Origin of the sequence: Pseudomonas fluvialis, from assembly GCF_002234375.1 — a bacterium.
In the GTDB taxonomy this organism is placed as follows: Bacteria; Pseudomonadota; Gammaproteobacteria; order Pseudomonadales; family Pseudomonadaceae; genus Aquipseudomonas; species Aquipseudomonas fluvialis.
The window spans coordinates 72,783-99,202 of the sequence record NZ_NMQV01000022.1; the positions used below are offsets into that span (position 1 = coordinate 72,783).

The following is a 26,420-nucleotide window of genomic DNA, read 5'->3' on the forward strand; positions in this document are numbered from 1 at the left end:
CGCCCGCAGCCCGCTGGAAAGGCCGCCCAGACTGACCGCCAAGGCCTCTGGCCAAGGCAAAACAGCAAGCAGACCAAAGACTTGCGTCAAACTGCCAGCAAAGGCAGCTACACTCACCGTTCTCAGGAAATTGACGATCAATCCTGGGGCGGTAGCGTGCCTGCAACGCACTTGCCTCAACAGCACAGGTGCAGACACGCCCCAAACACCAACCCGCGCCCGATGGCGCAGCCACAAACGGAGTTGCTGTGAGCTCAAATCCACAAACCCCCAATCCGTCCATTCAGCGCGACAGCGATGAAATCGACCTGGGCGACCTGATGCTGCGCATCTGGGCCACCCGCGTCTACGTCGCCAAAGCCGTACTGGTCGTGCTGGCCCTGTTTGTCCTGTACATCGGTGTGAGCTACCTGCTCAGCGAAAAAACCGTGCGCTACAGCCAGGTGTTCGACCTCACCTTCGAAGGCCTGCGCAAAGGCGAATTCCCCAACGGCTCGCCGTTCATGATCAGCGACATCACCAGCCCAACGGTGCTCAATCGCGTCTACCGGCAGAACAACCTGGAAGCCCACGACCTGAAGATCGATGACTTCCGGCGTAGCGTGACCATCCAGCCCTATGCTCCCGACTATGCGCTGATCCGCAGCAAGTACGAGGCGCGCCTGGCCGACAAGAAGCTGACCCCCACCGACATTGCCGAACTGCAAAAGCAGATGGCCAATGAACTGGCCGCCGCGCAAAGCGGCAGCGTCATCATCACCCTGGTCCTGCCCGAGCAACGCAGCCTGAGCAAAGACCTGGCACAGAAGATCCTGCTGGATATCCCCAGCAGCTGGGCAGACCGCGCCATCAATGAACAAGGCGTGCTCAAACCCAATGTGCCGGTGTACTCCGAGCGCATCTTTAACAAGGAACGCTTTGAAAACCTCGACTACCTGCTGGGCATGGACCTGATCCTTAACAGCATCAAACTGGTGCGTAGCAACATCGCCAGCCTCAAGGAACAGCCCAACGCCAGCACCCTGGTTGACGATGAAAGCGGCTTCACCCTGGTCGACCTCGACAAGGCTATCCAGGACGTTGCCGACTACGATATCCGCCAGATCATCGACCCCATCAAGGAACTGGGCATTTCGCGCAACCCCGAAGTGGTCAAGCTGTACTACACCCGCCGCCTGGCCGACCTGCAACAAGAGCAGAAGCTTTGGAAAGACCGTGCCGAAGTCATTCGCCGCGTGCTGGCTGGTTACAGCAGCGATAAAGGCAGCAGCCCAACTGCGGTAAGCAGCAACCAGAACAACATGGTGCCCCAATTGGGTGATGCCTTCCTGGACCGACTGCTGGAAGTATCCCGCCAGGGCAGTGACTTGGAGTTTCGCCAGAAGCTGACCCAGGAAGTGCTCAAGTACGAAAACCAGTCCATCGACCTGGAGCAGCAAATCGCCGAAATCAAGCGTGTGCTGGCCACCATGAGCAACGGCCAAGGTACAGACCAGAAATTGCGCGATGTGTATGTGAAGGTTGTTCAAGAGCAGTTGCCGAGCGTACTGGACAACCTGCGCGAGTACACCCGAGTGATGGGTCGTATGTATGAAAAGCAGGGCAAGCAGAATGCGGGGAATATTAGTCAGTTGGTGGAGGCGCAGGGAGGGAGTTTTAGATTTTATACTAACCCTATATTTGAATCAAAAGACATTACGCTGCTAATCATCTTGATGGCTCTCGTAAGCGTGGCTACTGTATTTTTAGTTATGGTTGCGAGCATGATAAGACTGCGCAATAAATAGATAGAGCTTATATAAAGGAGTGCATAAAATGTTGAAAAAAATAATGCTGATTTCCTTGCTTTTGGGGTTATTAGTAGGTTGTGGAGATAAAGAGTCTTCTACTGTAAAAGTTGTCGGGAATACTGCGGATGAAGGAAGGGAACAGGTAGCTGACTCACAAGCCATAACGGCAATTTATTTGCCTGGTGGTGCTGGGCTTGATTTTGGCAAAAAGCCAGTGGCTGTGACAGAAAGTAAGTGGGAAGATAAAAAACTTTTCATATATGAGTTTGAGTTTGAGGATTCAATGCATGAGACATTAGATAATGCCATATCTGAGATTATGATAGAGCGTGGATATTCTAGGGTCGAGGCGAGTGATCCGAGGTTCATTAAGTATGTGTATTACCAAAAAGGCAAAGATATTATTAATGTCTCATACTCAAAGAGTGTTCGAGAGGGTTTTGTTAGAAATACTTTATTGAAGATTTGGTGGGCTAAATAGCTGATGCTAAGGAAACTCTGAAAAAGACTTCCTGATTTTGGCAAAATACCCGGATTCCACCCGCCGAGTTTTCCGATGAAGCAGATGACCTTCGCCGATGCCGAGTACGCCGGCAAGCGCAAGCAGACCCGCAAAGAGTTATTCCTAATCGAGATGGATCGGGTGGTGCCGTGGAAGAGTTTGATTGCCTTGATCGAGCCGCTTTACCCGAAGAGTGAAGGCGATCGTCCGTCCTATCCGCTGATGTCCATGCTGCGGGTTCATCTGATGCAAAACTGGTTTGGCTACAGCGATCCAGAGATGGAGGGCGGCGGCATAGTTATGGAATTTTATATTTAAGATTTGATTTGTATCTATGATTTTATGGGGCTTTAACGGTTTATGAAGATTCTAATTACTGGAGGGGCTGGATTTATCGGTTCGGCAATGGTGCGACATGCAGTTATGTATAGCAATGACTGGGTGGTTAATGTCGATAAGCTTACTTACGCCGGTAATTTAGAGTCGCTTGCTGGGGTCGCTAATAACGAGCGCTATCTATTTGAGCGGGTAGATATTTGCAACCGTGCCGAAGTAGACCGTGTTCTGGCCCAACACCAACCGGACGCGATCATGCACCTGGCCGCTGAAAGCCACGTAGACCGCTCCATCGACGGCCCTGCAGAGTTTATTCAAACCAACATCGTCGGCACCTATAACCTACTGGAAGCGACCCGCCAATACTGGCAGGCACTGGAAGCAAAAAAGAAAGCTAACTTCCGCTTCCACCACATCAGCACAGACGAAGTCTATGGAGACCTGCCGCACCCAAGCGAAACGCCCAACGCTGAACAACACCTGTTCACCGAACAAACGGCATATGCCCCCAGCAGCCCCTACAGCGCCAGCAAAGCCAGCTCAGACCACCTCGTAAGAGCCTGGCAGCGCACCTATGGCCTGCCGGTACTGGTGACTAACTGCAGCAATAACTACGGCCCGTACCACTTCCCGGAAAAGCTCATTCCGTTGGTAATCCTCAACGCCTTGGAAGGTAAAAGCCTCCCAATCTACGGCAAGGGTGACCAGATCCGTGATTGGCTCTATGTAGAAGACCATGCCCGAGCTCTCTATAAAGTAGTCACCGAAGGCAAGCCCGGCGAAACCTACAACATAGGTGGCTATAACGAGAAGCAGAATATCGAGGTGGTGCACAGCATCTGTGACATTCTCCAACAGCTGCGCCCGAAAGCATCCAGCTACCGCGAGCAAATCACCTTTGTTCAGGACCGCCCCGGTCACGATCGCCGTTATGCCATCGACGCCAGCAAAATCCAGCGCGAACTGGGTTGGCAACCGGAAGAAACCTTCGAGACCGGCATACGTAAAACCGTGCAGTGGTATCTCGATAACCTGGAATGGTGCCGGCGCGTTCAAGACGGCAGTTACCAGCGTGAACGTCTCGGTCAACTCTGATTACAGCAAGGGCAAAAATGAAAGGTATTATCCTCGCCGGCGGCTCCGGCACCCGTTTGTATCCGATCACCAAGGGCGTATCCAAGCAACTGCTGCCGATTTACGACAAGCCAATGATCTACTACCCGCTGTCGGTACTGATGCTTGCGGGTATCCGTGACATTTTGATCATCTCCACCCCCGAAGACCTGCCCAACTTTGAAAAACTACTGGGTGATGGCAGCAATTTTGGCATCCAGCTCAGCTACGCCGAACAGCCAAGCCCGGACGGTCTGGCACAGGCTTTTATCATCGGTGAAGAGTTCATTGGCGATGACAGCGTGTGCCTGGTACTGGGCGATAACATCTTCTACGGTCAGGGCTTCTCGCCCAAGCTGAAACAAGCCGCTGCCCGCACGTCTGGCGCTACCGTATTCGGCTATCAGGTGAAAGACCCTGAACGCTTTGGCGTTGTCGCTTTTGACGAGAACAACAAAGCGATTTCTATTGAAGAAAAGCCTGAGCAGCCCAAGTCCAACTATGCGGTGACAGGCCTCTACTTCTATGACAATGACGTGGTCGAAATCGCCAAGCAGGTGAAACCCTCCCACCGTGGCGAGGTGGAAATCACCAGCGTCAACCAGGCCTACCTACAGCGCGGCGATCTGAATGTGGAGCTGCTGGGGCGAGGGTTTGCGTGGCTGGACACCGGCACGCATGAAAGCTTGTTGGAAGCGAGCAGCTTTGTTCAGACCATCGAGCATCGCCAAGGCTTGAAAGTGGCTTGTCTGGAAGAAATTGCATTTAACAATGGCTGGCTCACCAAAGTGCAGTTAAAAGAGCAGGGGGAAGCATTAAGTAAAAATGGATATGGTCAGTATCTGATCAGGCTCGCAGGGGAGCAAGTATGAGTATTATCAAGCACCGCATTCTTGGAGACCACCGTGGGCAATTAGTCGCGATTGAAGGCCAAAAGGATGTCCCTTTCGAGGTGAAGCGTGTTTTTTACATCTACGGTACTCAACTAGGAGTACCACGCGGTCAGCACTCACATCACAAAACTCAACAATATCTAATCGCGCTGAATGGCTCCTGTAAAGTCACGCTGGATGACGGCAAAAAGAAAATCACTTATGACTTGAACCAGCCCAATATCGGTTTACTTCAAGATGCTTTGGTATGGGGGACAATGCACGACTTCACCCCGGATTGCGTATTGCTTGTGCTGGCCAGCGAGCACTATGACGAAGCTGACTATATTCGCAACTATGATGACTTCCTCAAAGTGGTGGGTGCATGAGCTTCATTTATCCGTTGGCCGATCTTGCCACTACATTAATTGGCGAAGACACAAGGATCTGGCAGTGTGTGGTGATCCTAAAATGAAAGAGTTCAGGCCTGATTGTTTTTTGGTATTTACAAGTGAGTCTCATATTAAGTCAGACTATATTCATGGTCGCTTAAATTTATTAAGTGTGGTAAGAAATGAAACTGGCGAATAATTTTATACTTGATTCAGCCGAGCATCTTCGACCAGCTTTTAGAATAAGCCCATTTAGGACAAGTGATATTGAAAGGAATTCTGCTCTATATTCACTCTGTGAAAATAGTTGCAACTTAAGGTCTTTTTTCAATAATAAATACCCGAGTAAAAATTTCCATGCAACACCGGATGGTAGAAGTGCTATTGGCTTGGCTTTAGAGTCGCTTAGATTAGGTGGAAACGATGTTTTGACGATAGTTACAACATCAAACAATTATTACATAAGTAGCTGCGTAACTAAGGAGGTAGAAAAATATTGCAAGTGGTCGAGAGTTTTAGAAAAAAATACAAAGGCTGTGCTTGTAAATCACGAGTTTGGTTATTGTAGTCAAGATGTCGGATATTATAAATCGTTAGGATATTTTGTAATAGAAGATTTTGCACACTCATTCTATTCTGGAATTGCGAGGAATTCAGGAGAAGATGTTGGTGATTATTTGATATATAGCTTATCCAAGTACTTCCCTGTCCAGGCTGGTGGCATACTGTTGTGCCCGAAAGGAAGCTTTCAGAATTTACATGAAGATGAAGTCTCGCGTTACAGTGAAAGAGTTGTCTCTGGTTATATTGACCAGATTGACAATATAGCAAGAACACGGATAAAAAACTATAAATACTATGAATTTCTATTTAGTGCCTTAGATTTGAAACCCTTTTTTAAAATGAATGAAAATGATTGCCCTGGTGTATTTTGCTTTACTGTTCCTGATCATGTTGACGCCCAGGGAATGAAGATTTATTTAAATAAGCAAGGAATTGAGTCTAGTGTATTTTATGGCGCTAATGCATATTTTGTTCCTTGTCATCAGTCGCTTTCAGAAAAAGAAATAGAATACATTTTCGAGGTTGTTAAGTCATATTTGGGCGGAATTCTATGAAGATTAAAAATATTATAATTAATGGTGATGTCGATGTGGATCCGTCTAGTTCAATTAATAATCTAATACTGAATAATGGTGTTAAAGTTGCTAAACGGTGCTCGCTCTATGGTTCTGAAGAACATGTTCTAGAAATTGGGGGGCATTCATACATTGGTATGAATACTGTTATTAATGGATTTAATGCAAAAGTTATAATTGGTTCTAATGTTAGCATTGCTCAATCCGTAAATATTATGGCGGATTCAGGCCCTAACGCTAGCACTCAAATGCAGGAGTTTTTCCCTATGGTAAAGGGTTCAGTTACTATTGGTGACAATTCCTGGATAGGTGCGAACAGCATTATTATGCCAAATGTTAGTTTGGGCGAGTTTTGTGTCGTTGCTGCTAATAGTTTTGTCTCTTGTAGTTTTGAACCATATTCTGTAGTTGGCGGTAACCCGGCAAAGTTAATTCGGAAGTTAAAGTGAATATTTTAAGATATACAGCCGCCTATAAAAGCGAATGGAATCTTTTTGTTAAAAGCTCAAAGAATGGTCATTTTTTCTTTGATCGTGATTACATGGATTATCACTCAGATAGGTTTAAAGATCATTCCCTGTTGATTTATAGCCCCAGTGGCAAATTGTTGGCGCTATTACCAGCTAATGAGCATGAGAAATATATTTATACTCATCAGGGACTTACTTTTGGCGGATTTATTGTCGATGATAAAATAAAAACAGCTGAGATGCTTGATGTATTTCATGCGGTAAGGGTTTTTTTGAAGACAGCTGGCTTTGAGAGGTTGATATATAAGTGTATTCCGTATATTTATTATATAAAGCCCTCTGAGGAAGATCGTTATGCATTGTTTATAAATGGTGCAACGTTGATAAGGCGTGATGTTACATCGACAGTCGACCTTGCTACGCCTCCAAAATATTCTAAAGGAAGGAAATGGAGTATAAACAAAGCTAAAAAGGAGGGTGTGTTGGTATATGAGTCAAATAATTATGCTGCTTTTTGGGAATTGCTTGAAGGCGTACTTCATGAAAATCATTCAGCAAAACCTGTACACTCAGTTGATGAAATTGCACTATTGGCGAGTCGTTTTCCGGAAAATATCCGACTCTTCTTGGCAAGAAAAGAAGAGACAATCTTGTCTGGTGCACTAATGTATGAAAATCAATATATTGTTCATACTCAATACATGGCGAATAGTGCTGAGGGGCGTGAAATTGGTGCGCTCGATTTGGTTATAGATCATTTACTAACGGGATATTACAAAGGAAAACGTTATTTCGATTTTGGGATTTCTTGCGAACAAAATGGCCGCTATTTGAATGTCGGACTAATTTCTCAGAAAGAAGGCTTTGGTGCCAGGCCAATAGTTCATGATTTTTATGAGTTAAAACTATGATTCAGTTTTTAGATTTAAAAGAGATCAACACACAATATCGTGCCGAGTTACTTGAAGCCTGTGCTCGAGTTATTGACTCAGGTTGGTTTGTTGGTGGTAATGAACTTGCCAGCTTCGAGAAAGAATTTTCTGCCTACTGTGGTACTAAATATGCTATTGGTGTAGCCAACGGCTTAGATGCGCTTATCCTTACACTTAGAGCATGGTTGGCCTTAGGAAAACTTGAACAAGGCGACGAAGTTATTGTGCCGGCCAATACTTACATTGCCAGTATTTTAGCCATCAGCGCTAACGGTTTGACACCTGTGCTGGTTGAGCCCGATGAGAATAGCTACAACCTAAGTCCAGAGAACACCAGAAAAGCAATTACAAAAAAAACTAAAGCCATTTTACCCGTGCATTTATACGGCCAACTTGCTGATATGCCAGCGCTTCTGGGAATTGCCAAAGAGCATGGCTTATTAGTTTTGGAAGACTCTGCCCAAGCACATGGTGCAGAAATTAACGGCATAAAAGCAGGCAACTGGGGCCATGCTTCTGGTTTCAGCTTCTATCCAGGTAAAAACCTGGGCGCATTAGGTGACGCAGGCGCAGTAACAACCAATGATGATGAACTGGCAGAAACTTTAAAAGCACTGCGTAATTATGGCAGTCAAGAGAAATACAAAAACCTGTTTAAGGGTGTAAATAGCCGCCTTGATGAAATTCAGGCAGCTATGCTCAGTGTAAAATTAAGAAAGCTGGACGAAGAAACACAGCGCCGACGCGAAATTGCAGCAGCGTATAAAACTGGTATAAAAAAATCAAAGATAAAACTACCAGATGTTCAACATAAAGCAGCAACCATTGAGCAATCATATTCTCATGTCTGGCATTTGTTTGTAATAAGAACACAATACAGATCTGCATTGCAGCAGCACTTAAACGAGCAAGGAGTACAAACTCTTATTCATTACCCTATAGCACCGCATAAACAAAAAGCTTACAAAGAATGGAATGACCAAAGCTATCCGCTCACGGAAGCCATGCATGAAGAAGTTTTAAGCCTGCCGATAAGTCCTGTGATGACAGATGAACAGGTGCAAGCAGTAATTTCAGCAATAAATTCGTTTACCAGTTGAGCTTCATTTCGTGACTCTGATTAAAACCAGTCTGCTCAACGCCATTGCGGTTGTTATCAAAATGCTAACCATGCTGGGCCTAAATAAGATTCTAGCAATCTATATTGGTCCAGCAGGTTATGCGGCTATAGGCAATTTCCAGAACGCGGTACAAATGATCATTATTTTTGGTAGTGGTGCGATCAATACCGGCGTAGTCAAATACACGGCTGAATATGGAGGTGATGAAGAATCGCAGCGGCAAGTTTGGCGGACAGCAGGTACTGTTGCGTTAATAGGCTCAATAGCAACGGGTGTGCTGGTAAGTATTTTTAGCAAGCCAATAGCGCACTTATTTTTACAGGATGAAGCCTACAGAACCGTATTTATTTGGTTCTCTGTAACCTTGGTGTTTTTCATTTTTAATACTTTGTTGTTGGCTATACTCAATGGAAAAAAGGAAATTCATCGCTACATTATCGCAAACATTGCAGGTAGCATCTTTTCCTTAATAGTGACCAGTTTATTGGCCACTCAGTTTGGTCTTATCGGGGCGCTGGTCGCACTGGCTATTCATCCTTCCTTTGCTTTTATTGTCACCCTTGCACTCTGCTATAAAGCAAAGTGGTTTAAATTTAGCTATTTATTTGGTCGGTTAGACAAAAAAGTAGTGCTTAACTTAGCAAAATTCACCGCCATGGCACTTACCAGCGCAGCATGTGTTCCCGTTAGTCATATTCTTATCCGAAACCACCTTGGTACTACGCTGGGCTGGGAGGCCGCAGGCTACTGGGAAGCTATGTGGCGATTAAGCGCGGCTTACTTAATGTTGGTGACTACAACTTTAAGTTTATATTACTTACCTAGGTTATCTGAACTTAGAGACCCTAAAGAAATAAAGTTGGAAATTCTGCAAGGTTATATGGTTATCCTACCTGTAGCAGCATTCTGCGGACTGGTGATCTACCTTCTACGTGACTTCATTATCGGTCTGCTGTTCACAGCTGAATTTGCACCGATGAGAGATTTATTCGCTTGGCAAATGCTGGGTGATACGCTGAAAATAGGCAGTTGGATTCTAGCTTATCTTATGTTGGGGCAGGCGTTGGTAAAAATGTTTATAGTTACGGAAGTTATATTTGCATTAGGATTTTACGGTTTTACCTATCTTCTTACTCCAGCGTTTGGCTTGCAGGCACCTGTAATGGCGCATACTGTTAATTATGCTCTTTATTGGGTCGTCATGTTTTTTGTAATTAGTTGGTTTTTACGTAAGAAACAGTATGCAAAATAGTTATTTTATTAATGTTGATTTCAGATGAATATTAAACCTTTAGTAAGCATTATTATCCCTTGTTACAATCATGCGCAGTTTGTACAAGAAAGCATTCAAAGTGTGATCGGCCAAGATTATGAAAATATTGAACTGATTATTATTGATGATGGGTCAAGCGATAATTCTGTTGAAATTATTCAACAGTTGATGCCGACCTGTCAAAATCGATTTAAGTCCTTCGATTTTATTTCTAGACCTAATCGAGGTTTAAGTGCAACACTGAATGAGGGAATTTCACTTGCACAAGGTGAAATTATAGGTTTTTGCTCTTCTGATGATGCATTCCATAAACACAAAGTAAGCAGTCAGGTAGCATTCTTCAATACCCATTCAGATATTCATTTTTGTTATACTCAAACCTATGTTTTCGATGACAATGGCATGATATTAGAAGAGCAAACATATCAAGCCAATAAAGGGTTGCACGAGAATGTCACTTTTGAAGAGGTTTTTACATTTAAAGTACATTTTCCTGTTACAGGCATGTATAGAGCGCGCTTTCTTAAAGATGTATTGAAAGGGTTTGATGGGGGTTTATCTGCCGAAGACTACGATATTAGTTTGAGGATACTTTCTGTTAGTAAGGCTGGTTATATTGACGAGAAGCTATTTTTTTATCGCTCACCTGCAGCAATAGGTGCCGATCGTAAGCGGCCAGTCATGAGAAAAGATGTTTCAGAATCACATTTGATAACGATTAATAAGTACAGAAGTCATCCTCTGTATAGCCAAGCTTTGCTGGAGTGGAACTTTAGAAGATTCCAATATTTTTCGTCTTATAAATCTACAAAAATTTATGCTTTGGCAGGTATGATCCGATCCTTTTCGAAAATTAAAGAGCGTTACTTCTATACGGCTTTTTTTAGGTTTATATTCAATTGGAATTGATGTATGTGGTTGCTGGCAAAAAAGTTTTTCCTTTTTATCTATGTTTTTTTGTTTTTATTTAATCCGACTAACTTTGCAAGTTTTAATTTACTATACATCTTGTCGGCGGTAGCAGTATTTAATATTTTGGCTTTTCCTGGTAGGTATTTATTTTTTTTAAATAGCAAGTATTTATTGGTGTTGTTGTTTTTTTTACTCTATCTTGTAGTTTATCTTCTCATTTTTTATTTCAGTGGCGGCCTGGATTCTCTATATAGAATTTATATTTACTTCCTGGTTTTTTTTGCTGTTCTGTGTTCATTGTTTGTCGTCGTTTGTTTTTCTAGGATTTATGCGAACGATTTCAATTTATTTTCTAATTTTTTGATTAAGGTTGGAGTTTTCCAGTTACTGTTTGTGCTGCTAACGCTTGTCTTTTCTGACTTTAGAGGTTGGGTTCTTGAAACTTCTAGAATTGAGAATATAGTTTCCATATCTAATGATTATGGGTTACGTTCATATGGTTTTGCAAATGGTTATACATCTACTTTTCCAATGTTGATGGGGCTTTATGCATTGTTTATGATTTATCGGGTTTTAAATTTTAAAAATTTAAGGATTTCATTTTTTTATGATTTGTTGTTGTTTGGCCTCTTTATTTTGAGTGTTGTTTTAAATGCTAGAATAGGTTTAGTGCCAGTTGTAATATATGTTTCCTTTATTTTTTTCACTATTAGCTATGATCTTAGGAGGTATCCTTCCTTTCTTCTTCTTGCACTTTTAATATTGTTTATTTTTACATTCGTCGATTTGGATGGTTATCAACAGTATTTTGAGCGTTTGTTAGCTGGTTGGTATGAGGCGGTTGAATTTTTTAAAGGCAATTACATTGGTACATTTGAAGTTCTTTCCCAAATGTTGCACTTGCCCGATGATTATTTCCACTTGTTGTGGGGGTATGGTCTTAGTGTTTTTGGTGAGCAAGATAACTTTTCATTTTCATCCGATATTGGGTTTGTTAAAGATGTATATCTCTTTGGGTTGGTGAATACAATTTTGCTTTTTTTTGTGTTGTCTTATTTTTCATATCCGGTTTTTCTTTATTTTAAAAAGAAATTTGGTTTGTTTTTTGTGCTTTCATTTTTCTTGTCTTTTGTTTTTTATTATGCAAAAGGTTCTATCTTTGCCGCTTCTGAAGTCTATAATTTTTTAATTCTTCTTGTAATATTCCAGATCTATATTAAACACAACTCCAAGCTCATCTGACATGTTGGTTGGATGTTATTTTTTTATTGGTGATCTTTTATGCGTAAAATTCTTTTAATTACTACTAAATATCCTACTGGTGAGGGTGAGGCGTGGCTAACCAATGAGCTAGCAGAATGCTTTGCATCGAATGGCGATGAGGTTGCCGTTGTTGTACTTAGCTGGGAGTATTCTGACGGAGCTAGTGGTTTTATTAGTTTGAATGGAGTTGATATTCATAGGGTAAGGTTATGGAAGTTTTTATATTCCAAGTCTTTTATTATGCCAATTCTAAAGATTTTTTTATTCTCGCTACTTGCTAGAGTTAAGTGCAGGGGGGTAATGAATAAGGCAGATATTATAGTTGGAACAACACCCTGCATTGCTGTCTGGGCATTGGTTGATTCATTAGGATTCAAATCTAATGCTCGTAAATTTCTAATTTTGTGGGATTTTTTTCCTTTCTATATGAAGGGCTTATGGGGGAAAGGAAGAAATATTTTATTTAATTTTTTGTATAAATGGGAAAATCGTCTGTATAACAAGTTTGATGTTATTGGATGTATGACTGATGAGAGTATAAAGTTTCTCTGCGATAAGTATACTCTGCCTTCTCCTGCTGTAATAAAACTTCCTTTGTGGGCCAAGCAGGTGGATAGGGTTAAATTGACTGATGCTGAAAAGCTGAATATTCGTATAAGATATAATATATCAACTGATGCATTCGTTTCTGTTTATGGCGGTGCGATGACTAAAATTCAAGGTCTTGATAACATAATCGATCTAGCTGCTAAATTGCATTCATCATCTCAGTTTCAATTTGTTTTAGTGGGAAGGGGGCCGGAGCTTGCTAGGCTCAAAAATAGGGTTCTGACAGAATCTGTCCCTAATGTTGTTTTTGTCGATTATGTTCCTCGTGATGAATACGAGTTGTTGATTGCTTCTTGTGATGTTGGATTGGTTTCATTATCTGGTAAGCATGAAGTCCCTAGCTTTCCATCTAAGTCCATTGATTACCTAAAGGTTGGTTTGCCGATATTGGCCTCAATAGATAAAACTACGGAATTTGGAGAAATATTATGCAATGAAATGAAGGCTGGTTTGTGGGCTGAGTCTGGTGATCATGAAGCTATGGCAAATATTTTGAATTTGTTTTTTTCTGATCCCGAGTATTTAAAAAGACTTTCCGAAAATGGTCGGAAATACTTTGAAGATCAGATGAATGTGATTAATGCAGTTAATGATATTGTTAATGCTTGTGAGGTAATATGAGGTTTAGTAAGAAGGTTTTATTATTGACTGGCGGCACCGGTTCATTCGGAAATGCCGTACTTAATGGTTTTCTGGATACGGATATTGCCGAAATACGTATTTTCAGCCGCGATGAAAAGAAGCAGGATGATATGCGTAAAAAATACGCCAATCCTAAGCTGAAGTTCTACATTGGCGATGTACGCGATTATCAGGCGGTGCTGAATGCCACCCGTGGCGTGGATTATATTTTTCACGCGGCGGCACTAAAGCAGGTGCCATCCTGTGAGTTTCACCCGATGGAAGCGGTGAAAACCAACGTGCTGGGCACTGAAAACGTGCTGGAAGCCGCTATTCAGAACGAAGTGAAGCGGGTGGTGTGTTTAAGCACTGATAAAGCCGTTTACCCCATTAACGCGATGGGTATTTCCAAGGCCATGATGGAAAAGGTAATGGTCGCCAAATCGCGTAACGTAGACCCCACCAAAACCGTTATTTGTGGAACCCGTTACGGTAACGTAATGGCATCCCGTGGTTCGGTTATTCCGCTGTTCGTGGATCAGATGCGTGCTAATAAGCCGCTGACCATTACCGACCCGAACATGACGCGCTTTATGATGACGCTGGCCGATGCCGTAGACCTGGTGTTGTACGCCTTTGAGCACGGCAATAACGGCGATATGTTCGTGCAAAAAGCCCCGGCAGCAACGGTTGAGGTGCTTGCACAAGCTTTGTCCGATCTGCTCGGCAAACCCGGCTACCCCATTAATGTTATCGGTACCCGTCATGGCGAAAAACTGTATGAGGCCCTGTTAAGCCGTGAAGAAATGGTATGCGCCGAAGACCTGGGTGGTTACTACCGCGTTCCGCCAGACCTGCGTGATCTGAACTACGGCAAGTTTGTGGAGCAGGGTGAGCAGGAAATTTCTCAGGCAGAAGACTACAACTCGCACAATACACAGCGCCTGGACGTCGCAGGCATGCAGCAACTGTTGTTAAAGCTGGAGTTCATTCGTGAACTGCGAAAAGGTCGTTACGTCAGCCCCGAGGAGTAAGCCATGCGTGTATTGGTAACCGGTGCCAACGGCTTTATTGGTAAAAACCTGCTGGTGCATTTGGCCGAGCGGAAAGACATTGATGTTGTCTGTTTTACCCGCGAACACTCCGAGGCGGAACTGCCAGCCATGCTGGATGGTGTGCAGTTTGTATTTCACCTGGCCGGTATTAACCGCCCGCAAGACCCCGCAGAGTTTACCACCGGAAATGCGGGCTTAAGTCAGCAGTTAGCCGATGCCATGTTGGCAACGGGTTGCAATGCTCAGGTTGTGTATACCTCTTCCATTCAGGCTGAACTGGATAACCCATACGGCGTGTCTAAGCGTGCGGCGGAAGATGCTTTGCTAGCTCTACGCGAGCAGGGTGTGCCTGTTTCTGTATTCCGGTTGCCGAATGTGTTTGGCAAGTGGGCCAAACCTAACTACAACTCTGCCGTGGCGACCTTCTGCCATAACATTGTGAATGACCTACCCATTCAAATTAACGACCCTGCGGCAGTGGTTAATTTGGTGTACGTCGATGATGTGATTGAGCATTTTCTGGCCTTGCTTGATGCTAAACGCAAGGGCGATGCCTTTGAAACCGTACACCCAGTGTACCAGCTTACCGTGGGTGAACTGGCCGAGCAGTTGTATCGCTTCCGCGATAGCCGCCAAAGTTTAATTACCGAGCGCGTGGGTACTGGGTTGGTGCGGGCTTTATACTCCACCTACCTCAGCTATGTGCCGAAAGAGTGTTTCACCTACGAAGTGCCTAAATACGGTGATCCGCGTGGTGTATTCGTGGAAATGCTGAAAACACCCGATGCGGGCCAGTTTTCTTACTTTACGGCGCATCCCGGTATTACCCGTGGCGGTCATTACCACCACACCAAAACCGAGAAGTTTTTGGTGATTAAAGGCAAGGCCAGCTTTAAGTTCCGACACATGCACACCGGCGAGTTTTACGAACTGGAAACCACCGGCGAAAAGCCGGAAATTGTTGAAACCATGCCAGGCTGGACACACGACATTACCAACATTGGTGATGATGAAATGATTGTTATGCTGTGGGCGAATGAAATTTTTGATCGGGAAAAGCCGGACACCTACGCTTGCCCATTAACGCCTGTGGCTAAGTAAATAGTTAGGTACTTTGTTATGACAAGCGCTGTTAAAAAATTAAAAGTAATGACCGTGGTGGGAACCCGCCCGGAAATTATTCGTTTGTCGCGCGTAATGGCTAAACTGGATGAACACTGCGAACACATTCTGGTTCACACCGGCCAGAATTATGATTACGAACTGAATGAAATTTTCTTTCAGGATTTAGGTATCCGCAAACCAGACCACTTTTTAAGTGCGGCTGGTAGCACCGGTGCGGAAACCATTGGCAATGTAATTATTAAGGTTGACCAGGTGCTAGCTGAGGTTAAACCCGAAGCGGTACTGGTATTAGGCGATACCAATAGCTGTATGGCGGTGCTGCCAGCCAAGCGCCGTAAAATTCCGACCTTCCACATGGAAGCCGGCAACCGTTGTTTTGATATGCGTGTACCGGAAGAAATCAACCGCCGTATTGTTGACCATACCGCCGATATCAACATGAGTTACAGCACCATTGCGCGGGATTATCTGGTGGCAGAAGGGCTACCGCCGGATCGCATTATTAAAACCGGCAGCCCGATGTTCGAGGTGCTGACTTACTATCGTGAAGGTATTGAAGCATCCACTGTGCTGGAGCGGCTGAACCTGAAAGAAGGCCAGTTCTTTGTGGTGAGTGCACACCGTGAAGAAAACGTCGATTCCGACAAAAACTTTATGAAACTGGTGGATGTGCTCAACACCGTTGCCGAGCACTACAATTTGCCGGTGATTGTTTCTACCCACCCACGTACCCAAAAACGCGTCGATGCCATGGGTGTTACCTTCCATCCGAATGTGCAACTGCTGAAACCGCTAGGATTTAAAGACTACAACAAGCTGCAGTTAAGCGCGAAAGCGGTATTGTCTGATAGCGGTACGATCAACGAAGAGTCGTCCATTCTGAACTTCCCGGCCCTGAATATTCGCGAAGCGCATGAGCGCCCGGAAGGTATGGAAGAAGCGGCCGCGATGATGGTAGGTCTGGAAGTGGAGCGTGTAATGCAAGGCCTGGCCATTCTGGAGATGCAAGCCCGTGGCGAGCAACGCGATTTACGGTTAGTGGCTGACTACAGCATGCCCAATGTGGCTGACAAAGTGGTGCGCATTATTCACAGCTACCGTGATTATGTAATGCGGACGGTGTGGAAGCAGTATTGATGTTCAAACGCCTGGACTTAGCGATTATTAACCGGAGTTTCTGGCCGGTTTATCCGGTTATCGGTGAAGCGCTGATGCGCTTTGCCGAGCAGCAGGCTAAAAAGCGAAAGGTCGGCGTGATTTTACAGGATCATGTTGATATTCGTGCTCAGTTACTCAAGCACCAGCGGGGCGAACACGTCAATTTTTACCCGGCTCATGCCTTTTCTGTGTCGGGCAGCAGTATTATGCGACGGGCAATGGATGCCGTATTTTTTATGTTGTGGGTATTTTTGATACTGCTGATCAAGCGCCCTAGAAAGGTTTATGTATCAACTGACCCCCCCGTTTTAGTCCCTTTTATCGTGATGCTATATTGCGCTATTTTCCGAGCTCAGTATTTTTATCACTTACAGGATATTCACCCCGAAGCTGCTAATGTTGTGATCCCGGTTAAGTCTTGGTTGTTTCGGATATTGCGCTGGTTAGATTCAGTAACGATGCGGCGCGCCAATCTGTTGATTACCATCACCCAGGAAATGGCCGATCAGATTCGTTTGCGCTCAGATACCCGATCATCCATTGCAGTGCTTGCAAACCCTTCTGTGTCGTTCGATCAGGTTAAGCTACCTGAGCATAAAATCCTTGGTTTTACGTTTTGTGGTACTGCTGGCCGTTTACAACGCATTCCGTTGTTAATCAAAGCAATTGAGCAATATTGCCACCAAGGAGGCGTGTTGCCATTTGTGTTTGCGGGGGCTGGGGTCTATGCAAATGATCTGGAACGGTTGGCGCAGCAATATAGCAATGTTACCTACAAGGGGTTGGTTTCCGCTTCTGAAGCTGCCCAGATAAACGTTGACTACACATGGGCATTGCTACCGATTGAAGATGAGGTAACACGCTATGCGTTTCCCAGTAAGTCATCGTCCTATGTGTTCTCTGGTGCTCTGATTGCTGCCGTGTGTGGGAATGAAATCAGTGTGGCGAAGTGGGTGGCTGATAATCGATTGGGTGTTGTTGTTACGCCTGAACTCGATGCGTTGTGCCAGTTCTTTTTTAATGTGGAACGCGGCCAGTATGATGCTGAAACGTTTGATTTTGAACGGAAGGAGTTAAAACAGCGTCTTGGATTTGATACTTTCTTGCGGAAGTTGACTGATTTGGTTGTTGATATGGATAGATGCACGAATGGCTAAGGTGCTATTAACCGGCTCTAAAGGTTTTGTTGGCTCGATTTTGTTATCTGAACTTACGAGATTACCTGATTGGCGTGTTGTTTCTGCGGTTCGTTCTGATGCTTCTAACAGTTCTGATGATGTTGTGGTGGTTGGCAATATTGACGGCACTACGGATTATTCGTCGGCACTGTCTGGCGTAAATGTAGTGGTTCATGCCGCCGCACGTGCGCACATTATGCACGATGAAGTAGTTAACCCACTGGAAGAATATCGTAAGGTAAACGTAGAAGGTACGCTGAATCTCGCTAAACAGGCTGCCGCTGCGGGTGTGAAGCGTTTTGTTTATATCAGTTCTATTAAAGTTAATGGCGAAAGTACAACTGGATTGACAGCCTTTGTTGAGGCTAATACTGCTATACCGGAAGACCCGTACGGCGTTTCTAAGTACGAAGCCGAAGTGGGTTTGCGCTTGCTGGCAAAGGAAACAGGTTTGGAGGTAGTGATTATCCGCCCGCCGCTGGTGTATGGGCCAGGTGTTAAGGCCAACTTTTTGAGTTTGCTTAAGCTTTCCGCCACTGGTTTGCCTTTGCCCTTCGGTTCGGTGAATAACAAGCGCAGCATGGTGTATGTGGGCAATTTGGTGGATTTGATAGTGCGTTGTATTAATCACCCCAGTGCTGCCAATGAAACATTTTTGGTATCGGACGGTGACGATGTGTCGTTACGTTCGTTATTAACCATGATGCGTTCGGCAATGGGCCGCTCCGCTTATTTGATTCCGGCACCGGTGGGGTTGTTTAAGTTGGCTGGCACGCTTACCGGTAAGCAGGGTGTGGTGGATCGTTTAGTAGGCGATTTGCAGGTTGATTCGTCAAAGGCTCGAACCCTATTGGGGTGGGTTCCTCCTTATACCGTCGAGCAAGGTATTGCGGCAACAGTAGCCGATTTTATGAGTAAGGAACAATAACGTGTTACGTATTTTTGATTTTACCTTTGCCCTGTTGGGGCTGGTGTTTGGTTTTCCGGTGTTGTTGGTTATTTATGTACTGGGGTTGTTTGATACGGGGTCGCCGTTGTTTTGGCAGGAGCGGGTAGGGCGCAATAAAAAGCCGTTTAATTTAGTCAAGTTTCGCACCATGAAGCTGGATACGGCCTCGGTGGCTACGCACCTTGCCAGCAGTGCTTCGATCACCCGTTTCGGGCATTTCCTGCGTAAAACCAAGCTGGATGAGTTGCCGCAGCTATGGAATGTGCTGAAAGGCGAAATGAGCCTAGTCGGGCCTCGGCCTGGGCTGTTCAACCAGGAAGAGTTAACCGCTGAGCGGGCCAAACGTGGCGTGTTTGCAGTGCGCCCTGGGATTACCGGGTTGGCCCAGGTGAATGAGATCGATATGTCTACGCCTGCGTTGCTGGCAGAGGTAGACCAACAAATGATCGACAGCCTCTGCCTGCGGGATTACTTCAAGTACATCCTGATGACGGTGCTGGGCAAAGGTGCGGGTGATCGCATCGTCAAGTGATCAGCGGCTGGCATAGCCTGCCGTCTGCTGCATTGTGCGGCCTCGACCTGCTCAGGGGCTGCTTTATTACCGCTCACAGTGGCGCATCGGCGTATTATCCGGCGCGTTAGGGACTGACTTTTCTGATGGGTTTATCCATGCGCAAACAAGCTGTCTTGCTGGGCTGTGTTGCCCTGTCCTTGTTGGGTTGCGAGCAACCTGTGACCCAGGACGCCAATCGCCCGCTGGTCTGGCGTGCGCCGGCGCTGCATGAGCAAAGCCCGGCGCTGCAGGCGTTGCGTGAGTGGAGTGCGCAAGCTGAGGCGCCGCTGTTTGTGGCGCGGATCGAGGAAGACCGCTCGGCGGGCGAGGCGCCGCGCCAGCGTTTGCAGGTGCACTCTACGGCTAACGCCATGCGTGTGGAGGGTGAAGTGTTTGCCCGCCTGGCGCGCCTTGGCTATAGCCGCACGCTGCTGCGTGAGCAGGCCGGGCTGTTCGTGGTGGAGTACCGGAACAGTCAGGATTTGCCGGTATCGGCCGAGTATCGCGAACGGGCAGAGCAGGGCGGGGTGAAGAGTACGGTGCTGTTCAGTTGGCCGCAGGGTAACTGAATACGTGCGCTTCATGGCCATGGCCGATAAGGATGTAGGACGTTGTTATGTTGAATATTGCCAATAACCTGCGCTCACGCTTGATTCGCTTGCCGCGTCGCTACAAGCGCATCCTCCAGGTGGTGACGGATGTCGCCCTGGTGTGGCTGGCCTTGTGGTTGGCCTTCCTGGTGCGCCTTGGTGACCCTGAACATATCGAGCCGCTGGGCGGGCATGCCTGGTTGTTTGCCCTGGCCCCGCTGATTGCCATTCCGCTGTTTGTGCGTGGCGGCATGTACCGGGCGGTGATGCGTTATTTCGGCAACGATGCCTTGTTGTCGATTGCCCGCGCGGTGTCGTTTGCCGCGTTGTTGCTGGCGGTGGCGGTGTACTGGTACCAGGACGCCCCGAAGATCATTCCGCGTTCGATGGTGTTCAACTACTGGTGGCTTAGCCTGGTGCTGATTGGTGGCCTGCGCCTGCTGATGCGTCAGTTCTTCATGGGCGACTGGTACTCCGCCGACACGCCTTATCGTTTTACCCATCGTGACAGTGGCTTGCCGCGGGTGGCGGTCTACGGTGCCGGCTCGGCGGGCAATCAACTGGTGGCGGCGCTGCGCTTGGGGCGCTCGATGCGTCCGGTGGCCTTTATCGATGATGATGCCAATATCGCCAATCGGGTGATTGCCGGCCTGCGCGTTTATACCCCCAAGCATATCCAGCAGATGATCGACGAAACCGGCGCGGAGGAAATCCTCCTGGCCATGCCTTCGTTGTCGCGGGGCAAGCGGCGGGAGATTCTCGATCGCCTGGAGTCGCTGCCGCTGCATGTACGCAGTATCCCCGGCTTCATGGACCTGGCCAGTGGACGGGTGAAGGTCGAAGACCTGCAGGAAGTGGACATTGCCGATTTGTTGGGGCGAGATGCGGTGCCGCCGCAGAAGGCCCTGTTCGAGCGCTGCATCAAGGACCAGGTGGTATTGGTGACAGGGGCTGGTGGCTCGATTGGTTCCGAGCTGTGCCGGCAGATTCTCGCCAGCGGTGCGCGTACCCTGCTGTTGTTCGAGCATTGCGAGTTCAACCTGTACAACATTCACAGTGAGCTGCAGCGGCGCTGCGAGCGTGAGTCCCTGCCGATTCAGCTGGTGCCCATCCTCGGCTCGATCCGCAATGCCGGACGCTTGCACGATGTGCTGCAGACCTGGGAGGTCGATACGCTCTACCACGCCGCCGCCTACAAGCATGTGCCGATGGTCGAACACAACATTGCCGAGGGTGTGCTGAATAACCTGGTGGGTACGCTGAATACTGCCCAGGCGGCGATCAAGGCGGGCGTGGCCAACTTCGTGCTGATCTCTACCGACAAGGCGGTGCGTCCGACCAATGTGATGGGCAGCACCAAGCGCCTGGCCGAGATGGTTCTACAAGCCCTGAGCCGTGAGTCGGCACCGGTGCTGTTTGGCGAGGACAAGGCGGTTCATCACGTCAACAAGACCCGCTTTACCATGGTGCGTTTCGGCAATGTGCTGGGCTCTTCCGGCTCGGTGATTCCGCTGTTCCGCCAGCAGATCAAGCGCGGTGGTCCGGTGACGGTTACCCACCCGAATATCACTCGTTACTTCATGACCATTCCCGAGGCGGCGCAGCTGGTTATCCAGGCCGGCTCGCTGGGCGAGGGCGGGGATGTGTTCGTGCTGGATATGGGCGAGCCGGTGAAGATTGCCGTGCTGGCGGAGAAGATGATCCATCTGTCCGGCCTTACCGTGCGCAGCGAGCGCAATCCGCAGGGCGATATCGCCATCGAGTTCACCGGGCTGCGACCGGGCGAGAAGCTCTACGAGGAGCTGCTGATTGGTGACAACGTGCAGCCGACCGAGCACCCGATGATCATGCGTGCGCATGAGGAGCATCTGGACTGGGAAACCTTCAAGCGCTGCCTGGCTCAGCTACTGGCAGCGGTGGAAGCGGATGACTATGCCCGGGTGCGCCAGCTGCTGCGCGAAACGGTCAATGGCTACGCCCCGGATGGCGAGATCGTCGACTGGATTCATCTGCAGCGCCGCCCGCAACGCCCGCATTGACTGGCCATCGCCTGGCGCCCTGTGGCGCACAGGCGAGGTGCTTTACGCTGTATCCACGCCTGTGCCCGCGCACGTCCACGGCGTACCTACAGATGGAAATGGCCCGCCGCCTCCGGCTGGTAGAGGACTTTCCTGATTTCAATCCGGCGGGTGCGCTCAGCAATTCGCCAGTCGATAGCATCCCCTTCCTGATAGCCGAGGATGGCCGCACCGATGTCGGAGCATACGGAATGCTTGCCGCGGCTGCTGTCTGCATCTTCCGGGTACACCAAGGTCACTTCGAGCTCTTCGTCGTCCAGCTGGAGCAAGGCTCTGGAGTTCATCGTGACGACATTGCGCGCCACCTGCTGCGGTTTGACGACAATGGCCCGCTCAAGCTCATGTTCAAGCTCAACGACGGCCGGGCCTTCTTCGAGGACGATCAGGCTTTCCAGCCTGGCCTTGTCGATCTCGGTAATGTAGATCCCCGTGGCGTCGGCCAGGCGCCCTGTACGCAAGCGCTGCAGATAGTCTGCTGCGGTCATGGCAAATGACTTCAGCGTCGGCGTTTCGCGCTCCAGCAGAAAGCCGTTGCGCAGAAAGGCTTTCAGCGAGCGGCTGTTGTCCGGGTGGATCTTGGCGATCAGCTTTTCGGCCCGCATGTCGAGGAATGCCAGTTTCATGCCTTCGCGGATCGTCCGGGCACCCAGGTTGCGCCCCCATTTATCGCTGTCGCCAATGACCAGCACGATCTCGCACTGTGCACCGGTCTTGATCAGCCGGACAAACCCCACCGGCGTATCGTGCCGGTCATAGGCCATGAAGAAGCGCCCGCCGCGGTTGAAGAGATGGGTGAGGATCGGCAGTTGGCTGCGATCGATGGCTTGTTCGATGGAGCGGGAGACATCGCGCGAATCGCTCAGATAGCAGGTAACGCGCTCATCTTCCAGCCAACCCATCAGCGTCAGTGCATGTGCCCGGGTAATTTCAGGGCACAGCGAAATGAAAGGCTTGTTCATCTTCACCACAGGTTTCTGTAAAGGATGAAAGCCCTTCATGGCGATGGCCATGACGGTTCTTTCGGCAACCGGCTATGTTAAGCGATTCGGCGAGTAATGCCGAATGGTTGGGGGCGTTCGAGGAAAACGGCGTTGGCCAACCTCGGGCTTGGCAAGCGCTCAAGCTGGAGACGCTGTGCTGAATGGGCCAGCCGGCACAGCCGTGGCCAGGGTATTGCGAGGCGAAAGACAGGCAAGGCAATTGCCTGCCTGTCTTCCGTGGCCTGTTAGAGGCTTTCCAGCTGCGGGTTGAGGCGGTCGAGCAGGCGATTGATGCGTGCCGGGCTGTCCAGCCGCTCCAGGTCGCTCAGGCGCACCCGTTCTTCAGGCTCCAGGCTCAGGCTGAGCCCGCGTATTTCTCCCAGGGCCAGTTGGCCGAGCAGCTCGCAGGTGTCTTCCAGGCCGCGTGGCAAACGGCCAAGCTCCTCGCTGCACTCGCGCTGCTGCTCTGCCACCTGTTGGCGCAGGTGCTTTTCACGTTGCTTGTCGGCACTGCCGGCAGTGGGGTCGAGGGGCGTGTTGTAGCGCTGGTAGAGCGCCGCGGAACGCTTGAGCATACCCAGGTCACGCAGGCTGACCTGCAGGCTACCCAGTTCGGCTCGTTGCATGGCCAGGGCCAGGTCCTCGGTTTCCTGGACCAGCAGCAGCGGGTTCTCCTGCAGGTCGGCGAGGTTGTCGGTAAAGCGTTGCAGCTCACGGTTGAGGTTGCGCAGGCCGTTCAGCTGGTAGTGCAGGCGGGTGCTGAACAGCTCGGGCAGCTCCAGTTCCAGCTCAGTGACCAGGCTGCTGTCGTCGTCATCAATGTCGACGAACAGCGCCAGGTTGAACGCCGGCATTTCCCGTAGCCCGGTGTTGACCGCCGGGGCAAAGCGCGTGGCCTGGTTGAGTTGGCGGTTGAAGCCTCCCATCTGGCCGAGTTGGCGCAAGCCGCCCATGGCTTGCTGGTCGGCTTCGATGCCTTGCAGGCGCAAGCGCATGCGGCTGCGCTGCTCGTCGCTGATCACTTCACTGATGTGCAGCTCGGCAGCGCGCAGCAGCGGCTCTTTGCCACCCACATCGAAGGTGATGTCGTGAATGCTGAGGCTGCTGCCAAACGGCGAGGCAGATACTTTGCTCCAGCTGAGCTTGTCGTCCAGTTGGTGTTCGTACACCCAGTCTTCGAGTCTTTTTTCCGCTTGGGCACTGCTGTAGCTGCTCAGGCCGAAGTAGCCGGCCAGGCAGGCGGCCAGCGCGCCACCGGCGATCAGGGGAAGTTTGTTCATTCGTCGTCTCCGGCATCCTGTGCGCGGTCAGGCCAGGCTTGCTTGATCAGTTCCTTGGCGCGTTCGGGCGTCCATTGCGCATCGCCGACTTCCAGGCGTACCAGGCTGAGTGGGTCGCGCAGGTCGCTACAGCCTTTTTCCTCGCAGGGCAGCAGGCTGTTGGCATTGACCAGGGTCAGCGGCAACTGCTGCTCATCCAGGCGCTCGGGGTCGAGGCTGACCTGGCCTTGCACCAGGTACCAGCCTTTACCAGCCTGCTGCTCGCTGTCACGGCTATCGAGCAGGGCCGGGTAGGGGTACTCGACCTGCCAGAGCCCGTCCTGCTCACCAGTGATCTCGACAATCTGCCGGTAGGCGCGCGATTCGCCACGCATCAGCGCGGCATAGTCACCACCGCCCATCGGGTTGTAGCTGATATCGCTGAGGATGCGCTGGTAAAGCGCTTCGGGCTTGCGGGCATCGCGACGCAGTTGCCGATACAGGGCCAGTTGCTGTTCAGCCTGACGGGCCTGCAGTTCGCGCTGCAGTTGCTCTTCGCGCTGGCGTTGCAGTTCGGCCTGGCGCTGTTGCTCGGCTTCCTTTTTCTCCAGGTTGAACAGGTGGTTCTGCGCGTATTGCGGGTTGAATTGCCATTGCTTGCTGCGGTAATGGCGACTGACCTGTACCTGATACAGCCAATAGTCGCGGTTACCTTTCAGCAGACCTTGCTCGAGGTCGCGCATCGCGTAGTAGTCAAGGTTGCTCAGGCGCGGCAGCAGGCTGTCGAGACGGGTGGTGGCCAGCTCGATATTGCGGTTGATGGCCTCCAGCGTGCGGTATTGCTCGCGGTCTTCGGTGAGGGCGATCACGTCGGCGTTACCGGCGCTCCAGTAGCCATTCCAGTTGCGCGCCAGGCGCAGCAGGTAGTGGGTCTGGTTGGCGGGCTCGCTGTGCAGCAGGAGCAGCAGGTTCTTGTTGCCATCGAAGCCAACCACCGGCAGCGCCGGGGCGTTGCCTTCGACGGTAAGACCGCTGATGAAGCTGCCTTCGAACTGGTAGAGGCGCTTGCCGTCGCTACGGGTCAGCAGCAGGCTGCCCGGGCCGCTGGCGTAGCCATCGCTGCCACAGCTGACCTGTTGCGATTGCACGCTGATGTTGTTCAGCGCTTCGTCAGGCTGGAAGCCCAGGCGGAAGCGGCAACCTTGGCTGTCCTGTACTTCGACGAGGAATTCGGCCTTGGCCAGGGCCTGGCTGCTGCTCGGTGGTTGCCATCCCGCTACGGCAAAGTCGCGCTTGACCGGCGCCACTGCCGGGGCGGCTTCACGCGTGGTATCCGGTGTGTTGTCGGCCTCAGCCAACGGGCTGGTGCTGGGCGTGGCCGGCGCGGGGGCTGCTGGGGCTGGTTCGGCCGGGGTGCTGTCGTTAACCGGGGCGCTGGCCGGCGCAGGGTTAGCATCGCTGACCGCCGCGGCGGGTGTTGTTGTCTGGGCAGTGGCGCTGTTCTCAGTGGCGACGCTGTCCGGGGTACTGGCTGCTGCTTGTGCCGGGCTGGCGTCTACCTGTACCGCCCAGCCGCTGGCCAGGCTGGCCTTGCCGCTGGCATGGGCTTGACCATTGGCGTGCTGGCTGGTCCAGCTGAGTTGTTGCGCGCTGGGGCACTGGCTGCTGAACAGGCTGCCCAGCTTGGGCAGCAGGCGTTCCACGGCGGCAACATCCGGCGTGTTGGCAAAGGCGAAGCGCAGGGTCAGGTTGTCGCTGCACCAGGCCTGGCCGTCGGCGTGTTCGACAAACACTTCGACGTTTTCGGCCTTGGAGTAGGCCAGCCGATGGCTGGCCGCCTCAGCCGATACCGCCAGGGCGAGCAGGCTGAGGGTGGCAAGGGTTTTCATGGGCGCGCTCCGTCAGATCAGTTCCCAGGCGCCATCGGCGGCCTGGCAGGCTTTGACGGTCTGCTGCTGGTTGCTGCCCTTGGCATTGACGTCATAGTTGAGCGTGCGACAGGTGGTTTGTGCGGTGACAGGTTGCTCTACCGGGGCGGCGGCAAGATCCACGGCATCCAGGTCGAAGCCCTGGCTCTTGGCGCTGGCCAGTTCGATGCTGTCCAGGTCGGTGGCGCTGTCGGCAACGGCGCGGGGGGCGCTGCTCGGGGT

24 protein-coding genes and 2 pseudogenes are annotated in these 26,420 nt (G+C 49.6%); 22 read left to right on the forward strand and 4 right to left on the reverse strand.

Going from position 1 to position 26,420, the window contains the following annotated elements:
• Positions 1–248: 248 nt before the first annotated feature.
• The 22 genes and pseudogenes from CFY91_RS12105 to CFY91_RS12205 all read left to right on the forward strand — a co-directional run bounded on the left by CFY91_RS12105 (position 249) and on the right by CFY91_RS12205 (position 21,992).
• Positions 249–1,787, forward strand: coding sequence for a hypothetical protein (locus CFY91_RS12105; RefSeq protein ID WP_093986630.1), 1,539 nt, complete (start codon positions 249–251; stop codon positions 1,785–1,787).
• A gap of 28 nt (positions 1,788–1,815) precedes the next feature.
• On the forward strand, positions 1,816–2,271 hold the full coding sequence (locus CFY91_RS12110) for a hypothetical protein (protein ID WP_093986631.1): 456 nt from the start codon (positions 1,816–1,818) through the stop codon (positions 2,269–2,271).
• Positions 2,272–2,346: 75 nt separating this feature from the next.
• Positions 2,347–2,577, forward strand: a pseudogene (locus CFY91_RS12115) (transposase); the annotation flags it as partial.
• A 75-nt stretch (positions 2,578–2,652) separates the two neighbouring features.
• Positions 2,653–3,723, forward strand: coding sequence for a dTDP-glucose 4,6-dehydratase (gene rfbB / locus CFY91_RS12120; RefSeq protein WP_093986632.1), 1,071 nt, complete (start codon positions 2,653–2,655; stop codon positions 3,721–3,723).
• Between the two features lie 17 nt (positions 3,724–3,740).
• Entirely contained in the window at positions 3,741–4,613 is an 873-nt protein-coding gene (gene rfbA / locus CFY91_RS12125; RefSeq protein ID WP_093986633.1) for a glucose-1-phosphate thymidylyltransferase RfbA, read from the forward strand.
• Positions 4,610–5,002 carry a sugar 3,4-ketoisomerase gene (locus tag CFY91_RS12130; protein ID WP_093986634.1) on the forward strand — a complete coding sequence of 131 codons (393 nt, stop codon included), beginning with the start codon at positions 4,610–4,612 and terminating at the stop codon, positions 5,000–5,002. The genes rfbA and CFY91_RS12130 overlap by 4 nt, the downstream gene beginning before the upstream one ends.
• Positions 5,003–5,187: 185 nt before the next feature.
• Positions 5,188–6,123, forward strand: coding sequence for an aspartate aminotransferase family protein (locus CFY91_RS15915; protein WP_133063688.1), 936 nt, complete (start codon positions 5,188–5,190; stop codon positions 6,121–6,123).
• Positions 6,120–6,593 (forward strand): acyltransferase, encoded by a 474-nt coding sequence (locus CFY91_RS12135; protein WP_093986635.1) that lies wholly within the window; start codon positions 6,120–6,122, stop codon positions 6,591–6,593. Before CFY91_RS15915 ends, CFY91_RS12135 begins: the two co-directional genes overlap by 4 nt.
• On the forward strand, positions 6,590–7,525 hold the full coding sequence (locus CFY91_RS12140; RefSeq protein WP_093986636.1) for a GNAT family N-acetyltransferase: 936 nt from the start codon (positions 6,590–6,592) through the stop codon (positions 7,523–7,525). Before CFY91_RS12135 ends, CFY91_RS12140 begins: the two co-directional genes overlap by 4 nt.
• Positions 7,522–8,646 (forward strand): DegT/DnrJ/EryC1/StrS family aminotransferase, encoded by a 1,125-nt coding sequence (locus CFY91_RS12145; protein WP_093986637.1) that lies wholly within the window; start codon positions 7,522–7,524, stop codon positions 8,644–8,646. Before CFY91_RS12140 ends, CFY91_RS12145 begins: the two co-directional genes overlap by 4 nt.
• Positions 8,647–8,656: 10 nt before the next feature.
• Positions 8,657–9,919 (forward strand): O-antigen translocase, encoded by a 1,263-nt coding sequence (locus CFY91_RS12150; protein WP_093986638.1) that lies wholly within the window; start codon positions 8,657–8,659, stop codon positions 9,917–9,919.
• A 24-nt stretch (positions 9,920–9,943) separates the two neighbouring features.
• Positions 9,944–10,849 carry a glycosyltransferase family 2 protein gene (locus CFY91_RS12155; RefSeq protein ID WP_093986639.1) on the forward strand — a complete coding sequence of 302 codons (906 nt, stop codon included), beginning with the start codon at positions 9,944–9,946 and terminating at the stop codon, positions 10,847–10,849.
• Positions 10,850–10,852: 3 nt separating this feature from the next.
• On the forward strand, positions 10,853–12,094 hold the full coding sequence (locus tag CFY91_RS12160; protein WP_093986640.1) for a hypothetical protein: 1,242 nt from the start codon (positions 10,853–10,855) through the stop codon (positions 12,092–12,094).
• Positions 12,095–12,133: 39 nt separating this feature from the next.
• Complete coding sequence (locus CFY91_RS12165) at positions 12,134–13,345, forward strand: glycosyltransferase family 4 protein (RefSeq protein ID WP_093986641.1); 1,212 nt, start codon at positions 12,134–12,136, stop codon at positions 13,343–13,345.
• Positions 13,342–14,379, forward strand: coding sequence for a polysaccharide biosynthesis protein (locus CFY91_RS12170; protein ID WP_093986642.1), 1,038 nt, complete (start codon positions 13,342–13,344; stop codon positions 14,377–14,379). The genes CFY91_RS12165 and CFY91_RS12170 overlap by 4 nt, the downstream gene beginning before the upstream one ends.
• A 3-nt stretch (positions 14,380–14,382) precedes the next feature.
• On the forward strand, positions 14,383–15,501 hold the full coding sequence (wbjC, locus tag CFY91_RS12175; protein ID WP_093986643.1) for a UDP-2-acetamido-2,6-beta-L-arabino-hexul-4-ose reductase: 1,119 nt from the start codon (positions 14,383–14,385) through the stop codon (positions 15,499–15,501).
• A gap of 18 nt (positions 15,502–15,519) precedes the next feature.
• Positions 15,520–16,662 (forward strand): non-hydrolyzing UDP-N-acetylglucosamine 2-epimerase, encoded by a 1,143-nt coding sequence (gene wecB, locus CFY91_RS12180; protein ID WP_093986644.1) that lies wholly within the window; start codon positions 15,520–15,522, stop codon positions 16,660–16,662.
• Positions 16,662–17,840 carry a glycosyltransferase family protein gene (locus CFY91_RS12185; protein ID WP_093986645.1) on the forward strand — a complete coding sequence of 393 codons (1,179 nt, stop codon included), beginning with the start codon at positions 16,662–16,664 and terminating at the stop codon, positions 17,838–17,840. Before wecB ends, CFY91_RS12185 begins: the two co-directional genes overlap by 1 nt.
• A complete protein-coding gene (locus tag CFY91_RS12190) occupies positions 17,833–18,789 on the forward strand; it encodes a UDP-glucose 4-epimerase family protein (RefSeq protein WP_093986646.1) in 957 nt (318 codons plus the stop codon). Before CFY91_RS12185 ends, CFY91_RS12190 begins: the two co-directional genes overlap by 8 nt.
• Before the next feature lies 1 nt (position 18,790).
• Entirely contained in the window at positions 18,791–19,342 is a 552-nt protein-coding gene (locus CFY91_RS12195) for a sugar transferase (RefSeq protein ID WP_093986647.1), read from the forward strand.
• A gap of 137 nt (positions 19,343–19,479) precedes the next feature.
• On the forward strand, positions 19,480–19,932 hold the full coding sequence (locus CFY91_RS12200) for a hypothetical protein (protein ID WP_093986648.1): 453 nt from the start codon (positions 19,480–19,482) through the stop codon (positions 19,930–19,932).
• A gap of 56 nt (positions 19,933–19,988) precedes the next feature.
• A complete protein-coding gene (locus CFY91_RS12205; RefSeq protein WP_093986658.1) occupies positions 19,989–21,992 on the forward strand; it encodes a polysaccharide biosynthesis protein in 2,004 nt (667 codons plus the stop codon).
• An 86-nt stretch (positions 21,993–22,078) separates the two neighbouring features.
• Here CFY91_RS12205 and CFY91_RS12210 read toward each other — a convergent pair whose 3' ends face one another.
• From CFY91_RS12210 to CFY91_RS12225, 4 genes and pseudogenes are all read right to left on the reverse strand, one after another.
• Complete coding sequence (locus tag CFY91_RS12210) at positions 22,079–23,041, reverse strand: bifunctional GNAT family N-acetyltransferase/nucleoside diphosphate kinase regulator (RefSeq protein ID WP_093986649.1); 963 nt, start codon at positions 23,039–23,041, stop codon at positions 22,079–22,081.
• Positions 23,042–23,256: 215 nt separating this feature from the next.
• Entirely contained in the window at positions 23,257–24,291 is a 1,035-nt protein-coding gene (locus CFY91_RS12215; RefSeq protein WP_093986650.1) for a hypothetical protein, read from the reverse strand.
• The gene (locus CFY91_RS12220; protein ID WP_093986651.1) at positions 24,288–26,159 is read right to left on the reverse strand and encodes a cell envelope integrity TolA family protein; all 1,872 of its coding nucleotides are present in this window, start codon (positions 26,157–26,159) and stop codon (positions 24,288–24,290) included. Before CFY91_RS12220 ends, CFY91_RS12215 begins: the two co-directional genes overlap by 4 nt.
• A 12-nt stretch (positions 26,160–26,171) precedes the next feature.
• Positions 26,172–26,420: pseudogene (locus CFY91_RS12225) on the reverse strand (SH3 domain-containing protein); the annotation flags it as partial.